Here is a 19330-nt window from a genome sequence, read left to right on the forward strand (position 1 = left end):
ACCCGCGGTCCGGCCCCTTCCCACGCGCCGGTCCGAGGCCGCCACTCGTGAACGGCCCCGTTTTCGTCCGCCCCGCCCGTACTCGCTCCCTCCCACGACGGTTCCTCGTACCTCCTCCCCGACGTTCCCCGTATCCGTCCCTACGGCCCTGCCCGCGGCCGGCCCCCACCCGCGGTTCCCCGCTGCCGCGCTTGTGGACGGTCCAGAACGACGGGACACGGGGCGCGGGTAGCCTGTACTCGTGCCCAGCCTCTCCGAAGTCATCGACGCCCTCGACGCCCTCTGGCCACCCGAGCGGGCCGAGGGGTGGGACGCCGTCGGTACCGTGTGCGGCGACCCGGACGCGCCGGTCGACCGCGTACTGTTCGCCGTCGACCCCGTCCAGGAGATCGCGGACGAGGCGGTCGGACTCGGCGCACAGCTGATCGTCACCCACCACCCGCTCTACCTCCGCGGTACGACGACGGTCGCCGCCGGTCACTTCAAGGGCCGGGTCGTGCACACCCTGATCAAGAACGACATCGCCCTGCACGTCGCCCACACCAACGCCGACACCGCCGACCCCGGAGTCTCCGACGCCCTCGCGGGCGCGCTCGACATCCGGGTCGTCCGGCCGCTGGTGCCGGACCCCACCGACCCGTCCGGCCGCCGTGGGCTCGGCCGCGTCTGCGAACTGGACCACCCCGAGACGCTCGCGCTGTTCGCCGAGCGGGCCGCCAAGCGGCTGCCCGCCACCGCGCAGGGCATCCGCATCGCGGGCGACCCGGACGCCGTCGTCCGTACGGTCGCCGTGAGCGGCGGCTCCGGCGACAGTCTCTTCGACGCGGTACGGGCCGCGGGAGTGGATGCCTTCCTCACCGCCGATCTGCGCCACCACCCGGTCTCCGAGGCCACCCAGCAGTCGCCGCTCGGCCTGCTGGACGCCGCGCACTGGGCCACCGAGTGGCCCTGGTGCGAACTGGCGGCCGCCCAGCTCGACGAGATTTCCGACCGGCACGGCTGGGACCTCAGGGTCCATGTCTCGTCCACGGTCACCGATCCCTGGTCATCCCGACACTCTTCTCCTGGAGCCCCCAACTGAACGCCGCGCCCGCCGACCAGATCCGACTTCTCGACGTCCAGGCCCTCGACGTACGACTGTCACAGCTCGCCCACAAGCGGAAGTCGCTGCCCGAGCACGCCGAGATCGACTCGCTGTCCAAGGACCTCGCCCAGCTGCGGGACCTGCTGGTCGCGGCGCAGACGGAGGAGAGCGACACCGCCCGCGAGCAGACCAAGGCGGAGCAGGACGTCGACCAGGTGCGCCAGCGCGCCGTGCGCGACCAGCAGCGCCTGGACTCGGGCGCGATCACCTCGCCCAAGGACCTGGAGAACCTCCAGCGGGAGATCGTCTCCCTCGCGAAGCGCCAGGGCGATCTGGAGGACATCGTCCTCGATGTGATGGAGCGCCGGGAGTCCGTGCAGGAGCGGGTCGCCGAACTGACCGACAGGGTCGCCTCCGTCCAGGCCAAGACCGACGACGCCACCGCCCGGCGGGATGTCGCGCTCCAGGAGCTGGACGACCAGGTCGCCGCCGCGACCAGGGAGCGCGAGTCCGTCTCCGCTGCCGTCCCCGCCGATCTGCTGAAGCTCTACGAGAAGCTGCGCGTCCAGCAGGGCGGTGTCGGCGCGGCCCGGCTGTACCAGCGCCGCTGCGAGGGCTGCCGGCTGGAGCTGAACATCACCGAGGTCAACGAGGTGCGCGCCGCCGCGTCCGACGCGGTGCTGCGCTGTGAGAACTGCCGCCGCATCCTGGTCCGTACCGCCGAGTCCGGCCTCTGATGAACAGTTTCGTCGTGGAGGCCGACGGCGGCTCCCGGGGCAATCCCGGCCCCGCGGGCTACGGCGCGGTGGTGATCGAAGCGGCCACGGGGGAGACCCTGGCGGAGGCCGCCGAGTACATCGGTGTCGCGACGAACAACGTCGCCGAGTACAAGGGACTGATCGCCGGACTGCGGGCCGCGCACGCCATCGACCCGGAGGCCCGGATCCATGTCCGGATGGACTCCAAGCTGGTCGTCGAGCAGATGTCCGGCCGCTGGAAGATCAAGCACCCGGACATGAAGCCGCTGGCGGCGGAGGCCGCCCGGGTCTTCCCCGCGTCCTCGGTGACGTACGAGTGGATTCCGCGCGAGAAGAACAAGCACGCCGACCGGCTGGCCAACGAGGCAATGGACGCGGGCCGTCAGGGCAGGCAGTGGGAGCCCTCCGGGTCCACCGCCGGACCGGGCGCGCGGGGCGCGTCCGGAGGCGGGCGCGACGCCGGAGCGGCCCGGGTCGTCGGCGACGCGGCGGCGGGTGCGGCCAGGGCCCGTGCCGCTCTCACGGGCACCTCTTCCGGTACGGGCAGGGGCGCGGGTGCCTCCGGCACCGCCCCGGACCGGTCCGCGGCGCCGTCCGAAGAACCCCCGGCGCCCCTCGCCGGCTCGGCGGGTACCGGCCGGGGGAACGGCGGCGCCACGGCCGGACCCCGGCTCGCGACGGCCACCGCGCCCGGGGAACCGGCTACCGCGCCCGGGGAACCGGCTACCGCGCCCGGCGAACCGGCCGCCGCGACCGCCCGGACGCAGCCGGGCCCGCCCCCCGTCGGCTGGGCCGCCCCCGCCGATCTGGGCGCGCCCGCCACCTTCGTACTGCTCCGCCACGGCGAGACCGCCCTCACCCCGGAGAAGCGGTTCTCGGGCAGCGGCGGAAGCGATCCGGAGCTGTCTCCGGCCGGAGAGCGCCAGGCCGAGGCCGTCGCCGCCGCGCTGGCCGCGCGGGGCACGGTCCAGGAGATCGTCAGCTCCCCTCTGAAGCGCTGCCGTCAGACCGCCGAGGCGGTCGCCGCCCGGCTGAACCTCGACATCCGTATCGAGGACGGTCTGCGCGAGACGGACTTCGGCGCATGGGAGGGCCTCACCTTCGCCGAGGTCCAGGAGCGCTACCCCGACGACCTCAACGCCTGGCTGACCTCCGCGAAAGCGGCTCCCACCGGCGGCGGCGAGAGCTTCACGGCCGTCACCCGCAGGGTCTCGGCGGCCCGCGACAAGCTCGTCGCCCGGTACGCGGGCCGTACGGTCCTGCTGGTCACCCATGTCACCCCGATCAAGACCCTGGTGCGCCTGGCGCTCGGCGCCCCGCCGGAGTCCGTGTTCCGGATGGAACTCTCCGCGGCCTCGGTCTCGGCGGTGGCGTACTACACCGACGGCAACGCCTCGGTACGCCTCCTGAACGACACCTCCCACCTGCGCGCCTAACCACCGGCGGCCTGCCCCGGCCCGGGTTCGCCCGCCCCGGCCGGAGCAGGTGGTCCGGTGCGGCGGGGCTGCCCGGCCCGCCCTGGCCGTGAGGCGCAGTCCCGCCCGGTCCGGCGGAGCGCGATGCCGGCATCTTGGGGCGCTGCCCCTGAGGCGGCCGCCACCGCCGCCGCTCCGGGACACGATGTCCGCCGTGGGGGTCCTCGGCGAGGACGCCGGGTCGTGCCGTCCCATGGCGGCGGGCGCCCGGCATGGGACGGCCGTTCCGCTCTCCTTCGGCGCGGGCAGACCGACGGGGCAGGCACACGGGTCCGGCACACGGTGGCGGCTGCCGGCCCCAGGCCGGGGCGGCCGAATCGTGCGTGGGACGGGAGCCCGTGGCGAATGGGCCCTCCTCACCCTCGGGCCCTCCTCACCCTCGGGCCGTGCTCGCCCGGGCCCGTCGAACACCCGCGGGCGCTCGGCCGGCCTGGCCAAGTCCCTTCGGACGCCCGCGGGTTCGGGCGCGAGCCAGGGCGCCCGTCGTGCCCCGGCGCCGCTCGCCCATCGGGACCCCGCGGTGTCGGTCCGCCGGCCGGTCTCCCGGCCGACGGGGTACCGCCAGGGTCTGCGGCACCGCCACCGCCGCCGTCGGCACGGTCTGACGGGTACTCCCGGTGCGGGGTGGCCCGGGTGACGGGCGGTCAGTCCCGCAGGGCCGCCGCCTGGGCCGCCAGGGACTGGACGCGGCCCCAGTCCTTCGCCGCGATGGCATCGGCCGGCAGCATCCAGGTGCCGCCGACGCAGCCCACGTTCGGCAGGGCGAGATAGTCGGGGGCGTTCGAGAGCGAGACACCGCCCGTCGGACAGAACCGCGCCCCGGGGAGCGGTCCCGCCAGGGACTTCAGATACGCGGGGCCACCGGCGGCCTGCGCGGGGAAGAACTTCATCTCGCTCACCCCGCGCTCCAGCAGCGCCACCACCTCGGAGACCGTCGAGACCCCCGGCAGGAAGGGCACACCGGAACCGCGCATCGCGTCCAGCAGCCGATCGGTCCAGCCGGGGCTCACCAGGAAGCGCGCCCCTGCCGACACCGCCGCGTCCACATGGTCCGGTGCGATCACCGTGCCCGCGCCCACCACCGCGTCCGGTACCTCGGCGGCGATCGCGCGGATCGCCTCCAGGGCCGCCGGGGTGCGCAGGGTCACCTCGATCGCGGGCAGCCCGCCCGCCACCAGGGCACGCGCGAGCGGCACGGCGTCGGCCGCGTCCTCGATCACGACGACGGGGACAACGGGCGCGAGATCCAGCACGGAGGTCATGCGCACATCCTGCCTGGGCCCTCACGATGCACGCAACGCTCGTTGCGTACGGTGCAACATCTGTCGTTCGAGGCCCGCCCGGCCGTGGCCGATGAACCACCGGCAGGCTCCTGTACCCCGCGGAGGATCCGCTCCTCGCTCGACCGCTCCTCGCTCGGACCGGTTGCTCAGTCGCCCGCCCCTCGGTGGGCCGGCCCCGCGCCCGACCGGCTTCACCGTGGACCAGCCCCCGGACCGCCCGCTCGCTCGACCGGCTTCACCGTGGACCAGTCCCTCGCCCGACCGGCCTCTCAGCTGACCGGCCCTCACCGAATCGGCCCTCGCCCCAACGGCCCTCATGGACCGGCGGCCACCTCAGTGGATCTGGGTGACGATCACGTCCAGGGCCCAGGGCCTTCCTTTCCGGGCCGGAGGCTCCGCCTCCACCACATGCCCGAGGTCCCGTAGCGCCTCCACCAGCTCACGGGGGCCCTTCGGCTTCGCACCCGACACCAGCAGGTCCCGTACGAGCCGGCCCTTGGTCGCCTTGTTGAAGTGACTGACCACCGAACGCTTCTCGACACCGTCGACCAGCTGTGAGTGCAGCACCCGGACCGTCGCCGTGCGCCCCGCGATCTCTCCCTTCGGTTTCCATGCCGCCGCGTAGGCCGAGGACCGCAGGTCCAGGACGAGCCCGCTGCCCGCCGCCTCCGGCAGTGCCGACTCCATGGGCCGGCGCCAGTACGTCCCGAGCGAGCCGAGGCCCGGCAGCTTCACCCCCATCGAGCAGCGGTACGGCGGGATCCGGTCACCCGGCCGCACGGCGCCCCAGAGCCCGGAGAACACCAGCAGTGACCGGCGCGCCCGCCGCCTGGCGTCGGGCTCAAGCGTCGCCAGCCCGAGGGCGTCGTACAGCACACCCGTATAGATCTCCCCGGCCGTCCGGGTGCCCGCCGTGCGCAGAGCGGTGTTCTTCGCGATCTCGCCGCGCAGGCCGTCGGTGAGTCCGAGGACGTCCCGCGCCTTCGTCTCGTCGGCGGCGCACAGTTCGATCAGCTCGTCCAGCACCGCGGCGCGGGACTCGGCCAGGCCCGGGAGCGAGAGCGACTCGGGCTTCAGCGGGGCCCCGCGCCCGGCGGCGGCCTTACCCTCCGACGGCGGCAACAGCACGAGCACGGACGTTCTCCTCACGGCGTAGACGGGAAGCGGGGTGCGGCGGCCCCGCGCCAGCGTACGCCCTCGTCACGCGCTCGATGGCGTGTGCTCGAAGGTGGGCACCGGGCCGCCCGCGGAGGAGGGCGGGCGGCCCGGCCCGACGGGTGACTGCCACCGACCCGCCCGGCTGGAGGAGGATCAGGAGTCCCTCGGGGTCAGCGGATGAAGACGCTGGCACCGAACTCCGAGACCGCGGAGCTGCCCGGCGGCACGATGCGGACGATCGCGCCTGAGCAGTCGGCGTCCTCGAAGATGAAAGCCGGCTCGTTGGTCCGGTTGTCGACAGTCAGTGGCCACCGATCGCTCTTGTAGCAGCCGCTGGGATCATGGTGCACCTTGCCGTTGACGGCCAGGTCCCCGGTGGCCGCGAGGGCGGACTGGGGGACGGCGGCGGCCAGCATCGTGGCCGCGGCGAGGGTGCCGAGAAGAGTGGCGAAACGTCGCATGGTGATACCTCCGGTTGGCTCGGGGGCCGCGCCCTGCGACCCCTCTGAATCAACGGTAAGTAGTCATTTGCTTACTTTCAGTCACCCTCAAGGGTGAACGGTCCTACCCATCCCCTTGACCGGGTACGAATGCCCAGGCAGCGGCCCCGCCCCCTACGTAAACCCCCCTGGCGTACCGTCGCCACCCGGGCCCCGCCCCCCGTCACCACCGCACCCACCCCACCTCACCCGCCCCCACGTCCGTCCGCCGTCCGTCCGCCGTCCGTCCGGCGCGCGCCCGCACGCGGCCCGAAATACGCTCGGTCCATGCCCCGCCGTCCGATACACACGACCGGCGCAGCCGAGGCTCCGCTGCGGTCGGCCTTGCGCGAGCTGCGGAGGGCGCTCGGCGTTCCGGACGCCTTCCCCGCGGCCGTGCTCGCGGAGGCGGACCGCGCGGCACGTGAACCCCGGCTCCCAGACGCCGACGCCACCGACCTCCCCCTCTTCACCCTCGACCCGCCCCGGTCACCCGATCTCGACCAGGCCATGCACCTCGCCCGCCGCGGAAACGGCCGCAAAGGAGGCGGAGGAGGCGGGGGTGACGGAGGAGGCGGGAGAAGCCCGGGAAGTGGCGGAACCGGACGGGGTACCGGCCGCGGCGGCTACCGCGTGCACTACGCGATCGCCGATGTCGCCGCGTTCGTCCACCCCGGCGGCGCCCTCGACTCCGAGGCCCATCGCCGGGTCCAGACCCTCTACTTCCCCGACGGTCGAACGCCGCTGCATCCGCCCGTGCTCTCCGAGGCGGCCGCGAGCCTGCTGCCCGACCGGACCGTGCCCGCCCTCCTCTGGCGGATCGACCTCGACGCCGAGGGCCATACGGTCGCCACCGACCTGCGCCGGGCTCTCGTCCGCAGCCGGGCCAGGCTGGACTACGCCACCGCCCAGCGCCGCATCGACGCGGGCACGGCCGAGGAACCGCTCGCCCTCCTCAAGGAGATCGGGCTGCTGCGCGAGGAGAGGGAGCGGGAACGCGGCGGGATCTCGCTCGACGTCCCCGAGCAGGAGATCACCCTCCGGGACGGCGCATACGTCCTCGACTACCGCGCCCCCCTCCCCGCCGAGGGCTGGAACGCCCAGATCTCCCTGCTCACCGGCATGACGGCAGCCGATCTCATGACCGCCGCCGGGACCGGGATCCTCCGTACGCTGCCCACCGCCCCGGACGGCGCGGTCGCACGGCTGCGGCTGTCCGCGAAGGCGCTGGGCATCGACTGGCCGCACCATGTCTCGTACGCCGAGGTCGTCCGCTCCCTCGACGGGCGCGACAGCCGTCACGCGGCCTTCCTCCAGGAGTGCACGACCCTTCTGCGGGGCGCGGGCTACAGCGTCTTCACCGGCGGTGAACTCCCCACCCCAGCGATCCACGCGGCCGTCGCCCATGAGTACACCCACTGCACCGCGCCCCTGCGGCGGCTGGTGGACCGCTACACCGGCGAGCTGTGCGCCTCGATCTGCGCGGGCCAGGGGGTGCCGGAGTGGGTGCTCGCCGCGCTGGAGGACCTCCCCCGGGAGATGGCGGACGGCGCCCGGCGCGCCAATACGGCCGAGCGGGAGTGCGTCGACATCGTGGAGGCGGCGCTTCTCGAACCGCGGATCGGTGAGGTCTTCGACGGGTTCGTGGTCGATGTGCGGGACGGTGAACCCGCCGTCGGCACCGTCCAGTTGCGGGACCCGGCGGTAGTGGCGACGCTGCGCGGGGACGAGGCGCTGCCGCTGGGGGAGCGGCTCCGGGTCCGGCTCACCCGGGCGGCACCGGGCAGGGACAAGGTGCTGTTCACGCCCGCGTAGCCGGTGGCCGTACGCCGGACGAGGGCGCTCGTACCTCCGCTCGCGCCCTCCGCGTACGACGCCCGGCTGCCCGGAGCCAGATCCGGCACCGTCCCGAGCCGGCCTCCGAACTGGGCAGGCCGCCCCCACCCTGCCCCGGACTGGTCCGGCTCCGTCCCGCGCCCGGCCTCGTCCCGCACGTGCGACCGCCCTGGAAGACCGCGCCCCGCCCCGACCCCCGGCTCTACGCCGGCTCCGGTTCCGTCCGCCCCGACTCGGCAGGCTCGCCGGATCCTTCCCCGGGTCCCGTGGGCGTCCGCCGGGTGAGCGCGGCCAGGAGCGCCGCGGGGTCGTCCGCGTGGAAGCGGATCGTGTGCGCGGTCCCGCGCCGCCCCAGGGGGCGTACGTAGACGAGCGGCTCGGCCAGGTCCACGGCCAGCGTCGTCTGACCGCCGACGATCAGCTCCAGCGACCCGTCGTCGCGCGGCTGGACCAGCTTCCCCTCGGGGAAGCGGCGGTCGATCCGTACGCGCTCGATGGCCCGCGCGGGGATCCGCAGATCGAACAGCGCGCCGTAGCGCAGCCGCAGCGATCCGTCCGCCCCCACGACATGGGGCCGGGTCACACACGCGGCCTGGAGGCCGACCATCAGGACGAGCCCGTACAGGCTGACGTAGAGCGTGATCGCGTGCACCAGCGGCCAGGGGATGATCATCGCGAGCGCCACCGTCTCGACCAGTGAGACGAAGATCCACGCCCACATCATGGCGGTCTGGGGCGCGGTGTACCCGGCCGTGTGCGTGCCCGGCCCGATCCCGTGCCTGCGGCGGAACACCCACAGCCAGATGCTGTACAGCGCCCGGATCTCATGGACGACGAGCCGCCGCACGGACAGCGGGAGCAGGTTCCAGAGCCCTGTCGCCAGGCGTTTCATCGTGCTCTCCCCTCGGTGAGTGCCCTGACCATCCGGCGTACGACGGCGGCCTGGGCGGGTGCGAAATCGGCGAGGAACGCCTCACCGAAGCCGTTGTCCGTGTCCATCGCCCGGCCGTCGAGCAGCTCCCGCAGCTCATCGGGCATACAGGCGGCCAGTTCATCGGCGAGCGGGCCGACACGGGGATCGCCCGGATCGGCGTCGGCCAGTTCGTCCAGGCGCTCGTACAGCCCCTGCACCTTCGCGAGCTGATCGCCGTCGTCGCTGATCGGGCGCAGCGCCGTGAAGAACCGTTCACGGTCCTCCGGCGTCAGCACCGTGTCCATCAGCGCCAGATGACCGCGGTCCTTGGCGGCCATGGGGGAGCTGCTGGGGGAGAGCGCCCCGAGCAGCCGGGTGAGCTGGGGTGACACCGGCCCCTCGGCCGGGAGGGTGCCCTCGCGTGCCTGTCCGATCAGCTCGGCGAGCCGGGCGCGCCGCTCGGCGATCGCGGCCTGGTGGCGGGCCAGATCCTCGTCCAGTTCCTCCAGCACCTCGACCAGCTCAAGCCCCGCGTCGTCCGCGAGTACTCCCCGCACCTCGGCGAGTCCGAGCCCCAGCTCGGTCAGCCGCCGGATGCGCGCGAGTACGGCGGCGTGCCGCAGTCCGTAGTCCCGGTAGCCGTTGGACAGCCGTTCCGGCTCCGGCAACAGCCCGAGTTGGTGGTAGTGGCGGACGGTACGCGGGGTGACCCCGGCGAGTGCGGCGACCTCTCCGATCCTCATGGGTCCAGTGGAAACCATGACGTCGCGACAGGGTCAAGCACGACGGGCGGGCCCCGGGTACCGGCTGCGGGCGGTCCCGGGCCCGGTCACGCCGGGCCGCGCCTCCTGGGGACGTCGGGGCCGGTGGTGGCGGGTAGCATGGTCACCACGGCAGACGAGCCGGGCGGACGGCCGCGTGAGGATCCCCGGATCCTCCCGAGGAACGTCCGGGCTCCACACGGCAGGGTGGTGGGTAACGCCCACCCGGGGTGACCCGCGGGACAGTGCCACAGAAAACAGACCGCCGGGGGCCTCGGCCCCCGGTAAGGGTGAAACGGTGGTGTAAGAGACCACCAGTGCCCAGGGTGACCTGGGCAGCTAGGTAAACCCCACCCGGAGCAAGGTCAAGAGGGGCGCCGGGTAACACCGGGGCCCTGCGCGGACGTTCGAGGGCTGCCCGCCCGAGTCCGCGGGTAGACCGCACGAGACCGGTGGCAACACCGGTCCTAGATGGATGGCCGTCTCCCGGCCGACCGCGAGGTCGACCGGTGACAGAACCCGGCGTACAGCCCGACTCGTCTGCCGCCATCCGCGGCTTCGCCGTGGAAGGGTGCGATCGGGTGTCCCGGGCCGGCGGGGTGTCGGCAGCGGCTGAACTCGGGGGACGCCGAGACCGAGGACCGCTGTACGAGCGCATCGGCGTCCGATCGCCGGCGAGGCCCGCCGCCCCAGACATGGCGTTTGAGATCGCCCGCGCCAAGGACGGCTCGGTGGTCGTGTTCCCGCGCCGTCCGCGTAGGCGGCTCCTCGTCGTTCCGGCGCAGGCTTCCTCTGCCGGTGGAGGTTCCCGCAGGCATCGCCGATTTCCATACGGAGGCGGCCGGGGGCCGGGCCGAGGACGAGTGTGAACCGGAAGCAGCGGCCGGGTGGAACGGGCGCCGCGCCGCGTGGACGAGGGCAACTGCGTGAAGGTGTCGGCAGGGGAGCCGACTCGGGGTGTCGCGTGGTGCAGGGCGCCAGCGTGACGGCCGGACACGGGTGGGGACGAGTACGGCGCTCCGTACGCTGAGTCAGCGTACGGACGCAAAGGGTGGACCGTACGCCTGATCCTCGATCACGCTGGGCCGCGAGCACAGGCGGTGTACGGAGCCGTCGACGGTGCGGTACGGAGGAAAGGGCGGGCGCGGATGGAGAACGTCGGAGTCGAGACGGAGACGGCCGGGGACGGCGGCGCACGGGTGGTACCGGCGGGGGAGTGGGAGCGGGAGCCCCATCCGTCGGACAGTCTGCGCACGTTCGGCGCGTTCGTTCAGGCGTTACGCGAGCACGCGGGGCTCAGCCGGGCCGACCTCGCCGAGCGGGTGCGCTACTCCAAACACACGGTGGAGTCGGTGGAGTTGGGCCGCAGGATGCCGGACGAGGTGTTCGTGGAGCGGGCGGAGGAAGCACTCGGCAACACGGGTGCGCTGCGGAGGGCCGCCCGTCATCTCACACGGGGCGAGGCGGGGCTGGCGGCGTGGTTCCGGCGGTGGGCGCGGCTGGAGCGGGAGGCGGTGAGCCTGTGCACGTACGAGTGCAGGCTGGTGCCGGGGTTGTTGCAGTCGGAGGCGTATGCGCGGGCGGTGTTCGACAACAGCATTCCGCTGCTGACCGACGAGCAGGCGGAGGCTCAGGTCGCCGCCCGGATGGAGCGACAGGCGATGCTGCGGGAACGGCCGACCGTGCCGTTTGGCTTCATCGTGGAGGAGTCGGTTTTCCGACGCGGGCTGGGCGGGGCCCAGGTCCAGTCGAACATGCTGGACCATGTGCTTGAACTGACCGCGCCCCGCAACGTAACGCTTCAGGTGGTGCCGCTGGAGCTGGAGTTTCACGGTTGCCTGGACGGGCCCATGCGGATCTTGGAAACCTCGGAGGGGCGTCGAGTCGGCTACTCCGAGGGGCAGCAGAACGGACGGCTGATCTCCGACGTGAAAGAGATGAGTCTGCTCTGCCGACGCTATGACACACTGCGCTCGCAGGCCCTGAACCCCAGAGAATCCCGGGACCTGCTGGAGCGACTGCGAGGAGAGCTATGAATAGCGGTACGTCGGAACTCGCCTGGTTCAAGTCCAGCTACAGCGGTACCCAGGGCGACGACTGCGTGGAGGTCGCGATCGCCGAACAGGCCGTCCACGTGCGGGACTCCAAGGACGTGACCATTCCCGCCTTTGCTGTCGGCCGTGCAGGCTGGGGGCGGTTCGTGCGGTTCGCGTCGGAGGCGTGAGAGGAATCCCGGGCCTTGCTGGAGCAACTCCGAGGAGAGCTATGAGCAGCGGTACGTCGGAACTCGCCTGGTTCAAGTCCAGCTACAGCGGTACCCAGGGTGACAGTTGTGTGGAGGTCGCGATCGCCGAACAGGCCGTTCATGTACGGGACTCCAAGGACGTGGCCCTTCCGGCCTTTGCCGTTGGCCGTGAGGGCTGGGGGCGGTTCGTGCGGTTCGCGTCGGAGCGCTGAGCGAACTGGAGGGCGTGCCGTCCGCAGGAGTATGCGGATGGCACGCCCTCACCGCGTCCGGGAGTCCTCGGTCCCGTCCGTAGGGCCGAAACCGAGGGCCGATCGCAAACGCGTGTTGACGCTGTGAAGGATCCTTCTCGTTCGATGCGTCAGCGGGTGATCTATCAGCGGGTGATCTTTCGGCGGGCGGCGGGAGTGACCGGGCAGGGTTTGCCTGGCATCCCGCCGAGTGGAGTGGCCGTCCGTGACCCAGGCCGTCCGGCCCCGGGCGTCGCCGGAAGCCGGACCGTCTGTCGCCGGTGCGGCCGGGTGTGGTGGGGCCCGGTGGTCAGTTGGTGTTTGCTCCCGTCGGGAGGGTGAGTCGCAGACGCCCGGCGATCTCCTCGGCGGCGCTCAGGACCGCGTCCTGTGCGGGGGTGAGGGGGTGTTGGGGTGAGTTGCCCCAGGTCGCGTCGAAGGGGTCGCCGACGCCGGTGTCGTGACCCGACAGTGCCTCCAGGACGGCGAGGCCGCAGAAGGGGGTGTAGACGGGGGAGTAGCCGCCTTCGTGGGACATGACCAGTCTGCCGGAGCAGATCTCCCGGGCCGCCTGGACGAGTTGGGCGGTCATGGAGCGGTAGCCGGCGGTGGTGACGGTCATGCGGCCGAGGGGGTCGGCGGCGCTGGCGTCGAAGCCGCTGGCGACCACGATGAGTTCGGGGGCGAAGCGGTGGAGGGCGGGGACGACGACCCGGCGGACCGCTTCGGTGTAGGCGTCGTTGCCGCACCCGGCGGGCAGCGGGATGTTGAGCGCCGTACCGGCCGGGCCGTGGTCCTCCATCTCCCCGGAGTCCTGGGGGAACAGGCCCTCCTGGTGGAGGGAGATGGTGAGGACGTCGGCGTCGTCCTCGTAGACGGACTGGGTGCCGTTGCCGTGGTGTACGTCGTAGTCGACGACGGCCACCCGCCGTATCCCGTGGACGGCACGGGCCCATTCGATGGCGATGGAGATGTTGGAGAAGATGCAGTAGCCCATGCCGGTGTCCCGGACGGCGTGGTGGCCCGGGGGGCGTACCAGGGCGTAGGCGTTCTCGGTACGGCCGGTGAGGACCGCTTCCGTGGCCGCGATGGTCCCGCCCGCCGACAGCAGCGCGATCTCGTACGCGCCCGCGCCGAACGGAGACATGCCGTCGCCCGCGTCGCCTCCGGCGGACGCGCTGGCGGACTTGATCCGTTCGAGATAGCCGGGGGTGTGGACCCGCAGGACGTCGGCCTCGGTCGCCGGGCGGGCGGGGACCCTGGTCAGGTTGTCCAGCATGCCGGAGACTTCGACCAGGCCGGCGAACCGGGTCTTGCTCTCCGGGCTCTCGAAGTTGGCGAAGGGCTGGAGGTATCCGCCCGCGGGCAGAAGTCCCGCGCCGGTTCCGGTGTCGTGCCATGCGTACTGCTCGTGCCATACATAACCGGTGGACATGACGTTCTCCTGGTGCAGTGACGTGAGGTGGGGGTCCGGGCGCGGTGCGCGGGACCCGAAGGGCGTACGAAGGAGTGGGGCGGGCCGGCGACGGGATGCGGCGGGCCGTCCCGGGTCAGCTCGCGGTGGGGACGGGTGCGGTCACGGGGGCCTCACCGGGGTCCGCGGGGCAGTCCAGGTTCTCGAAGAGCGCGTCGACGCGGGCCCGTTCCGCCGGTGCCTGCGGCAGCAGGACCGCGGCGGCCACGTAGACGGCCGCGTTGACGATCAGCGCCGCCATCCCGGAGGTCATCCCGCCCAGCCAGGGGACGGATGTGGGGTACTGGATCTGGAGCACCGCCGCCACGGCGATTCCGCTCACCATGCCCCCGAGCGCGCCGAGCGCGGTGCCCCTGCGCCAGAAGATCCCGAAGAACAGGGTCGGGGCGAGCTGGACGACGCCCTGGAACGACAGGATCGCCAGGTCGGCGACGCCGGTGGTGCTCTTGACGGAGGTGGCGGCCACCAGCGCCGCGAGGATCGTCACGACGCCCACGGTCACCTTGGCCGTACGGCTCTCCTTGTGGTCCTCCGACTCCTCCGCCGGGTCGGGGTCCCTGCCGGTCGCCGCCGGAAGGATGTCGTGGGTCATCTGGATGCCGGTCGCCTGGAGGTTGGCGTCGACATTGCCCATCGTCGCCGCCAGGACCACGACCCCGGCCAGCGCGACCACCAGGGTGCCCCCGGCGCCCGCCACGACGAACCACACCGTCGACGGTGCGGAGGAGACGCCCGGCACGGACGCCCCCAGCAGCCCCAGCAGGGTGAGCGAGGTCGCGAACACCAGGAGGAAGGGCGCCGCCTGGACGGCCGACTTCTTGATGGTCTCCGCGCTTCTGGCGGTGAAGAGGCGGACGAACATGTCCGGCCAGCACCAGCCGCCGAGCGCGCCCGTGACCACGAGCGACATCAGATACAGCGGTCCCGCGTCGCTTCCCGGGCCGGGCAGCAGGAAGTGCGCGTCCGGCACCGCGCCGAGGCCGTGCCCGCTGGACACCAGCCAGACGAGCAGGCCCAGGATCAGCAGGAGCCCGATGACGTACGCCACGATGCTCTGCACCATGTCGCTGATCACGATGCCGCGCATCCCCATCCGCACGGTCCAGACCTGGCGGGCGGCCAGTACGCCGATGCTGACCAGGATGGCGGCGGTGGCGGAGATCCGGCCGAAGGAGAGATAGGAGAAGACGAGCCCGAGGGACTGCATCCCCATGACGATCCAGGGGAAGGCCGATACGGCTCCGATGACGGCGGAGACGACCCGTACGGGACGGGAGCCGTAGCGCATGCCGAGCAGGTCGGCCTGGGTCTGGAGGTTCCCCGCACGGCCCCAGTCGTGGACCCGGGTGGCCATGAAGAACATCAGGACGATGATCAGCAGGCTGTACAGCACCCAGTAGAAGCCGAGTACCCCGGTCTCGGCGGCCAGGCCCGCGAACGACACGAACACCGCGCCCGGCATCCAGGTGTTCATGAACGACATCGTCTGGTACCAGGGGCCGAAGGAGCGCCCGGCCACCGCGTACTCGGTGAACCCTCCACCGACCCTGCGGGAACGTTCCAGCACAACGATGACCACGGTGAGGAAGACCGCGACGAGGCCGTATCCGACGAGCATGTTCACGGCCGCACCTCCTCGCGGGCACCGGCGCGGTCGACGGCGTACATCACGAGGACGCTCAGGACGACGAAGATGCCGCCGCCGATGACATAGGCGAGCGCCGCGGCGCGGCTGTCACCGTTCCCGGCGGCCCAGTAGACCGGCGGAAAGCAGGTCACGACGGCGTCGAGGACCAGGAGACAGCCGAACAGTGCTCTGGTGCGCCGGGGGCGCGGGCCGCCGGGTGGCGCGGTCCGCCCATGGCGCGGGGCAAGTGTGTTCATGGCGGGGAGTCCTTCGTTCTCGCACCTCTCGAAGGAGGGCACGGAGAGGCCGCATGAACCGGAGCGGAGCACTCCGGTGCGCGGAATCGGGTGCCGGAAGGTTCCGGCACGGACCAAGATAAGTTTGCCGGAAGGTTCCGGCAAGGGGTCTGTGCCAAGAAATGTCCATGGCCGGACATCGGGCGGGCGGCCCGTTCGCCGTGGGGGAGCCGGGCGGCCCGAAGGGGGCGGCCCTTCCTCCCCGTGGGCTCCCGGGCCGGGCGGCGGAAGCAGGCCGTACGCGGGCCGCGTACGGGATCCCCGACGGGACCCGGGCCGGGGGAGGGGCCTGTGCTGCCAGGTCCGTCGCCCCGCCTGGCCGCGGCCTCCGCCGCGCCCGTCGCCCACCCCGGCCGCCGCCGCGCCCCCGCGGGTCGCGCACCACCGGGCCTCGGCCGCCCGTCGCCGGAGGCTTTACGGCCGGCTGCCGCCGGGAGCTTCCCGGCCGCCCGTCGCCGGGGGCTTTCCCGGTCGGCCCGGTGGCCGTCGCGCCGGACTCCCTAGACTCGTCGGTGTGAGCCGATCCCCCGTAACCATCATCGACGTCGCCCGGCACGCCGGGGTGTCCAAGACCACCGCCTCGGACGCCCTTTCCGGAAGCGGCCGGGTCTCACGCGCCACCCGCGCCCGGATCGAGGCCGTCGCGGCCGAACTCGGTTACGTCCCCAACAGCGCCGCCCGGTTCCTGCGCGGCAGCAAGGTCGGGTCGGTGGGGCTCCACATTCCCCGTCAGGTCATGGGGATGACCTTCTACATGGAGTTCGCGTTCGCCGCGGTCCGGCAGGCGCAGGAGTACGGCATCGATGTGACCCTGCTGACCCCCCGGTCCGACAGGGCACCCCGGCTCCGGGCCGACGGTCTGATCGTCATCGACCCGCTGCCGGACGATCCGGTGACGGCCAACCTCCTCACGGCCAGGATCCCCGTCGTCACGGTGGGCGGCATCCCCGAGCGGGTGCCCGACGCCGCGGGGGTGGTGCGCGGTGACTACGCGGGCGGGATGCGCGAACTCCTCGGCCATATGCGGGCGTCGGGCGCCACCCGGCCCGCGCTCATCGCGCCGAACGCCGCGTTCCGCTCCGAATGGGCCACGACGACACGGGAGGCGTACGAGGAGTGGTGCGGGCGCAACGGCACCCCTCCTCTGGTCCGCGGTGTGGCCACCGACGCCTCGTCCGCCGCCGTCCAGCAGGTCGTACGGGAGCTGCTGACCGACGAACCCGGGATCGACGCCCTGGTGTGCGCCCCCGACGGCATCGCCATGTGCGCCATGACCACCATGCAGGCCATGGGGCGGCGGGTGGGTGAGGACATGCTTCTGGCGGCCTGCGTGGACAACCCGGCGCTGCTGCTCTACGACCCGCCCGTCACGGCGATCGAGCTGAACGCCGAGCACTACGGTGTGGCCGCGGTCGACCTTCTCGTCGGGATCCTGTCGGGCACCGAGCAGGCCCCGCTGGTCCGTACCCACCCCGTCCAGCTGCTGGTCCGCGCCTCCACGCGCGGCCGGAACGCGGTCGGCGGACGCGCGGACGACGGAGGGGGGAACGACCGGGCGGCGGAACCGGACGCCCCCTCGTCGAACTGACCGCGGACCCTCGTACGGAGCGGTCACGCCCGGCCCGGGGGCGGTCCGGGGCGGTCCGGGCCGGTCCGTGGCTTCGACGGCCGTCCCCGGGCCGGCGTCCCCGGGGCGGCGGTCCCTGCCGGGCCGGTCGGCCGGCGGGCTCCCGGTGAGCGGACGGGCTCCCGGTGAGCGGACGGTGAGCGGCCGGGTCGTGGTCAGCTCTCGCCCAGGCCGACGAACATCGAGTCGTGCAGCGTCCGGACATGGCGCTCGGCGATACGGGCCGCGGCGGCCGCGTCCCGGCGGCGCAGCGCCGCGAGCAGCTCGCGGTGCTCGCGGTTGGAGGCGCGCAGGGCGTCCAAGGGGTAGGGCAGGTAGTAGCGGTGGAGGTCGCGCATCACATCGTCGTAGGACACCACGGCCGAGCGCAGCCCGGTCGCCGTGGCCAGGGCCAGATGGAATCGCTCGTCGCACCGGTGGAACGCGGCCCAGCTCGTGGCCCGGTCCATCTCCTCGGTCAGCTCGTCCAGCGGCGCGAGGTCCGCCTCGGTCGCACGGGCCGTCGCGAGGTGCGCGATACCGCATTCGAGGACGAGCCGCCGGTCGATCAGATCGCGCACCGCGGTCGCGTCCGAGCGGTAGGCGTCGACCGCGGTGACCACTCCCTTGCGGGGCGGGTCGGCGACCAGGGTGCCGCCGTTGCGGCCCCTCCTGCGTTCGAGCACACCGTCGTGGCAGAGCGAGACGAGCGCCCGGCGTACGGTGATCTCGCTGACGTCCAGAGCTGCTGAGATCTCGTCACTGGACGGCAGCCTCTCGCCGGGGGCGAGCAGGCCGAGGTCGGTGGCGAGGGCGATCCGGGCCCGTACGGAATCGAGCGCCGAGAGCCGCCGGATCCCCTGGAGGGCGGGAGCGCTGAGAGCCGACCTCCCCGTAGCGGCAGCGGCAGCGGCGGCGGGACTGGCAGTGGTAGTGGCAGTCGCATCGGTGGGCGAGGCGGGGGCCGGGGACGGGACCGGGGCAGGGACCCGCCGGTCGGTGGAGCCGGACATGCGCTCACTGTAGCGGCGCGCCCCGGAAAACAGCTCATACTGAGCAGTCTTGTTTAACTGCTCATTCTGCTCTAATTTTTCTCCATCCGTCCGGAACAGGTGATGCATATGACCCGCCCTCTGCCCATCGCGCTGGTTCAGGCGCCTCCCCACCGGATCACCGCTCCGGTGTCCGGCTTCGCGGAGGAAGCAACCCGGGTCCTGCGGCGGTTCCCGGAGACCCGGCTGATCGTCTTCCCCGAACTGCATCTCCACGGTGTCGACCCGGACGGGGACTCCGCGCGGCAGCTCCAGGACGCGGCCCGGCCGCTTGACGATCGGAGCGTCCGGGAGCTGGGCGAGATCGCTGCGGACCTCGGCGTCTGGCTGCTGCCCGGCAGCGTCTGCGAACGCGGGGAGTCCGGCGAGCTGTTCAACACCGCGCTCGCGTTCTCCCCCGAGGGCCGCCTCGTGGCGGCGTACCGCAAGGTTTTTCCGTGGCGCCCTCACGAGCCCTACGATCCCGGCGACCGCTTCGTGGTTTTCGACATCCCCGGGACCGGCCGGATCGGCTTCGCGATCTGCTACGACGCCTGGTTCCCCGAGGTCGCCCGTCACTTGGCCTGGATGGGGGCCGAAGTGATCGTCAACCCCGTCATGACCACCACGGCCGACCGGGCGCAGGAACTGGTCATCGCCCGCGCGAACGCCATCGTCAACCAGGTCCATGTGGTGAGCGTGAACACCGCCGGGCCCGTCGGCGCCGGCCGCAGCCTGGTCGTCGACCCGGAGGGACGCGTCCGTACCGAAGCCGGTGAGGGCCCGGCCGTACTGACCGATGTCCTCGACCTGGACGACGTCACCCGGGTCCGTACCTTCGGCACCGCGGGGGTCAGCCGGGTGTGGGAGCAGTTCCACGACACCGACGCACCCCTCGAACTGCCGCTGTACGAAGGCCGGATCGACCCTCGCCGCTGGCGGCCAGCGGCTCGTTCCTGACCGCTCCACCTCCGCGGGACGGCCCACCTCCGGGACGGTCCATCCCTCGGCCCGTCCAGCCCTGGGACGGTCCTGCCCCGGTCCGGGCACCCCCCGCGTCCGGTCCGGAACCGT

The 19330-nt window shown here is 72.6% G+C and carries 18 protein-coding genes and 1 other RNA gene; 10 read left to right on the top strand and 9 right to left on the bottom strand.

The features are described 5' to 3' along the window. Positions 1-241 precede the first annotated feature (241 nt). The 3 genes from ACIBCM_RS01135 to ACIBCM_RS01145 are packed head-to-tail and all read left to right on the top strand — an operon-like array spanning position 242 to position 3278. Positions 242-1081 (top strand): Nif3-like dinuclear metal center hexameric protein, encoded by an 840-nt coding sequence (locus tag ACIBCM_RS01135; protein WP_399238786.1) that lies wholly within the window; start codon positions 242-244, stop codon positions 1079-1081. Next, positions 1078-1821: a zinc ribbon domain-containing protein gene (locus ACIBCM_RS01140; RefSeq protein WP_399239787.1), complete on the top strand. Its 744-nt coding sequence runs from the start codon at positions 1078-1080 to the stop codon at positions 1819-1821. The genes ACIBCM_RS01135 and ACIBCM_RS01140 overlap by 4 nt, the downstream gene beginning before the upstream one ends. Then, positions 1821-3278 carry a bifunctional RNase H/acid phosphatase gene (locus ACIBCM_RS01145; protein WP_399238788.1) on the top strand — a complete coding sequence of 486 codons (1458 nt, stop codon included), beginning with the start codon at positions 1821-1823 and terminating at the stop codon, positions 3276-3278. The genes ACIBCM_RS01140 and ACIBCM_RS01145 overlap by 1 nt, the downstream gene beginning before the upstream one ends. Before the next feature lie 683 nt (positions 3279-3961). Here ACIBCM_RS01145 and ACIBCM_RS01150 read toward each other — a convergent pair. From ACIBCM_RS01150 to ACIBCM_RS01160, 3 genes are all read right to left on the bottom strand, one after another. Next, positions 3962-4579, bottom strand: coding sequence for a bifunctional 4-hydroxy-2-oxoglutarate aldolase/2-dehydro-3-deoxy-phosphogluconate aldolase (locus ACIBCM_RS01150; protein ID WP_399238790.1), 618 nt, complete (start codon positions 4577-4579; stop codon positions 3962-3964). Positions 4580-4933: 354 nt separating this feature from the next. Further along, positions 4934-5734 (bottom strand): peroxide stress protein YaaA, encoded by an 801-nt coding sequence (gene yaaA / locus ACIBCM_RS01155; protein WP_399238792.1) that lies wholly within the window; start codon positions 5732-5734, stop codon positions 4934-4936. A gap of 194 nt (positions 5735-5928) precedes the next feature. Beyond that, positions 5929-6219, bottom strand: coding sequence for a hypothetical protein (locus tag ACIBCM_RS01160; RefSeq protein ID WP_399238794.1), 291 nt, complete (start codon positions 6217-6219; stop codon positions 5929-5931). 306 nt (positions 6220-6525) lie between these two features. Between ACIBCM_RS01160 and ACIBCM_RS01165 the strand changes: the two genes are divergently transcribed. After that, on the top strand, positions 6526-8052 hold the full coding sequence (locus tag ACIBCM_RS01165; RefSeq protein WP_399238796.1) for an RNB domain-containing ribonuclease: 1527 nt from the start codon (positions 6526-6528) through the stop codon (positions 8050-8052). Positions 8053-8275: 223 nt separating this feature from the next. Here the strand turns inward: ACIBCM_RS01165 and ACIBCM_RS01170 are convergent, their stop codons facing one another. Further along, positions 8276-8965, bottom strand: a complete 690-nt coding sequence (locus ACIBCM_RS01170; protein WP_399238798.1) for a hypothetical protein — start codon at positions 8963-8965, stop codon at positions 8276-8278. After that, positions 8962-9729, bottom strand: a complete 768-nt coding sequence (locus ACIBCM_RS01175) for a MerR family transcriptional regulator (protein ID WP_399238800.1) — start codon at positions 9727-9729, stop codon at positions 8962-8964. The genes ACIBCM_RS01170 and ACIBCM_RS01175 overlap by 4 nt, the downstream gene beginning before the upstream one ends. 155 nt (positions 9730-9884) lie before the next feature. On the opposite strand from ACIBCM_RS01175, the gene rnpB reads away from it, so the two are divergent. From rnpB to ACIBCM_RS01195, 4 genes are all read left to right on the top strand, one after another. Continuing rightward, positions 9885-10290: RNase P RNA component class A (gene rnpB / locus ACIBCM_RS01180), an RNA gene on the top strand. A 605-nt stretch (positions 10291-10895) separates the two neighbouring features. Then, positions 10896-11783, top strand: coding sequence for a Scr1 family TA system antitoxin-like transcriptional regulator (locus ACIBCM_RS01185; RefSeq protein WP_399238802.1), 888 nt, complete (start codon positions 10896-10898; stop codon positions 11781-11783). Next, positions 11780-11971 (top strand): DUF397 domain-containing protein, encoded by a 192-nt coding sequence (locus ACIBCM_RS01190; RefSeq protein ID WP_399238804.1) that lies wholly within the window; start codon positions 11780-11782, stop codon positions 11969-11971. Before ACIBCM_RS01185 ends, ACIBCM_RS01190 begins: the two co-directional genes overlap by 4 nt. 41 nt (positions 11972-12012) lie before the next feature. Beyond that, positions 12013-12204, top strand: coding sequence for a DUF397 domain-containing protein (locus ACIBCM_RS01195; protein ID WP_399238806.1), 192 nt, complete (start codon positions 12013-12015; stop codon positions 12202-12204). Positions 12205-12532: 328 nt separating this feature from the next. Here the strand turns inward: ACIBCM_RS01195 and ACIBCM_RS01200 are convergent, their stop codons facing one another. The 3 genes from ACIBCM_RS01200 to ACIBCM_RS01210 all read right to left on the bottom strand — a co-directional run bounded on the left by ACIBCM_RS01200 (position 12533) and on the right by ACIBCM_RS01210 (position 15580). Beyond that, positions 12533-13657 carry a class II histone deacetylase gene (locus tag ACIBCM_RS01200; protein WP_399238808.1) on the bottom strand — a complete coding sequence of 375 codons (1125 nt, stop codon included), beginning with the start codon at positions 13655-13657 and terminating at the stop codon, positions 12533-12535. Between the two features lie 115 nt (positions 13658-13772). Further along, positions 13773-15314, bottom strand: coding sequence for a sodium:solute symporter (locus ACIBCM_RS01205; RefSeq protein WP_399239789.1), 1542 nt, complete (start codon positions 15312-15314; stop codon positions 13773-13775). Between the two features lie 2 nt (positions 15315-15316). Beyond that, complete coding sequence (locus ACIBCM_RS01210; protein ID WP_399238810.1) at positions 15317-15580, bottom strand: hypothetical protein; 264 nt, start codon at positions 15578-15580, stop codon at positions 15317-15319. A gap of 553 nt (positions 15581-16133) precedes the next feature. On the opposite strand from ACIBCM_RS01210, the gene ACIBCM_RS01215 reads away from it, so the two are divergent. Continuing rightward, positions 16134-17207 (top strand): LacI family DNA-binding transcriptional regulator, encoded by a 1074-nt coding sequence (locus ACIBCM_RS01215; protein WP_399238812.1) that lies wholly within the window; start codon positions 16134-16136, stop codon positions 17205-17207. A 194-nt stretch (positions 17208-17401) separates the two neighbouring features. Here ACIBCM_RS01215 and ACIBCM_RS01220 read toward each other — a convergent pair whose 3' ends face one another. Then, positions 17402-18238: a FadR/GntR family transcriptional regulator gene (locus tag ACIBCM_RS01220; RefSeq protein ID WP_399238814.1), complete on the bottom strand. Its 837-nt coding sequence runs from the start codon at positions 18236-18238 to the stop codon at positions 17402-17404. 108 nt (positions 18239-18346) lie between these two features. On the opposite strand from ACIBCM_RS01220, the gene ACIBCM_RS01225 reads away from it, so the two are divergent. Next, entirely contained in the window at positions 18347-19216 is an 870-nt protein-coding gene (locus ACIBCM_RS01225) for a carbon-nitrogen hydrolase family protein (protein WP_399238816.1), read from the top strand. Positions 19217-19330: the final 114 nt, after the last annotated feature.

Source organism: Streptomyces sp. NPDC051018 (genome assembly GCF_044456085.1).
In the GTDB taxonomy this organism is placed as follows: Bacteria; Actinomycetota; Actinomycetes; order Streptomycetales; family Streptomycetaceae; genus Streptomyces.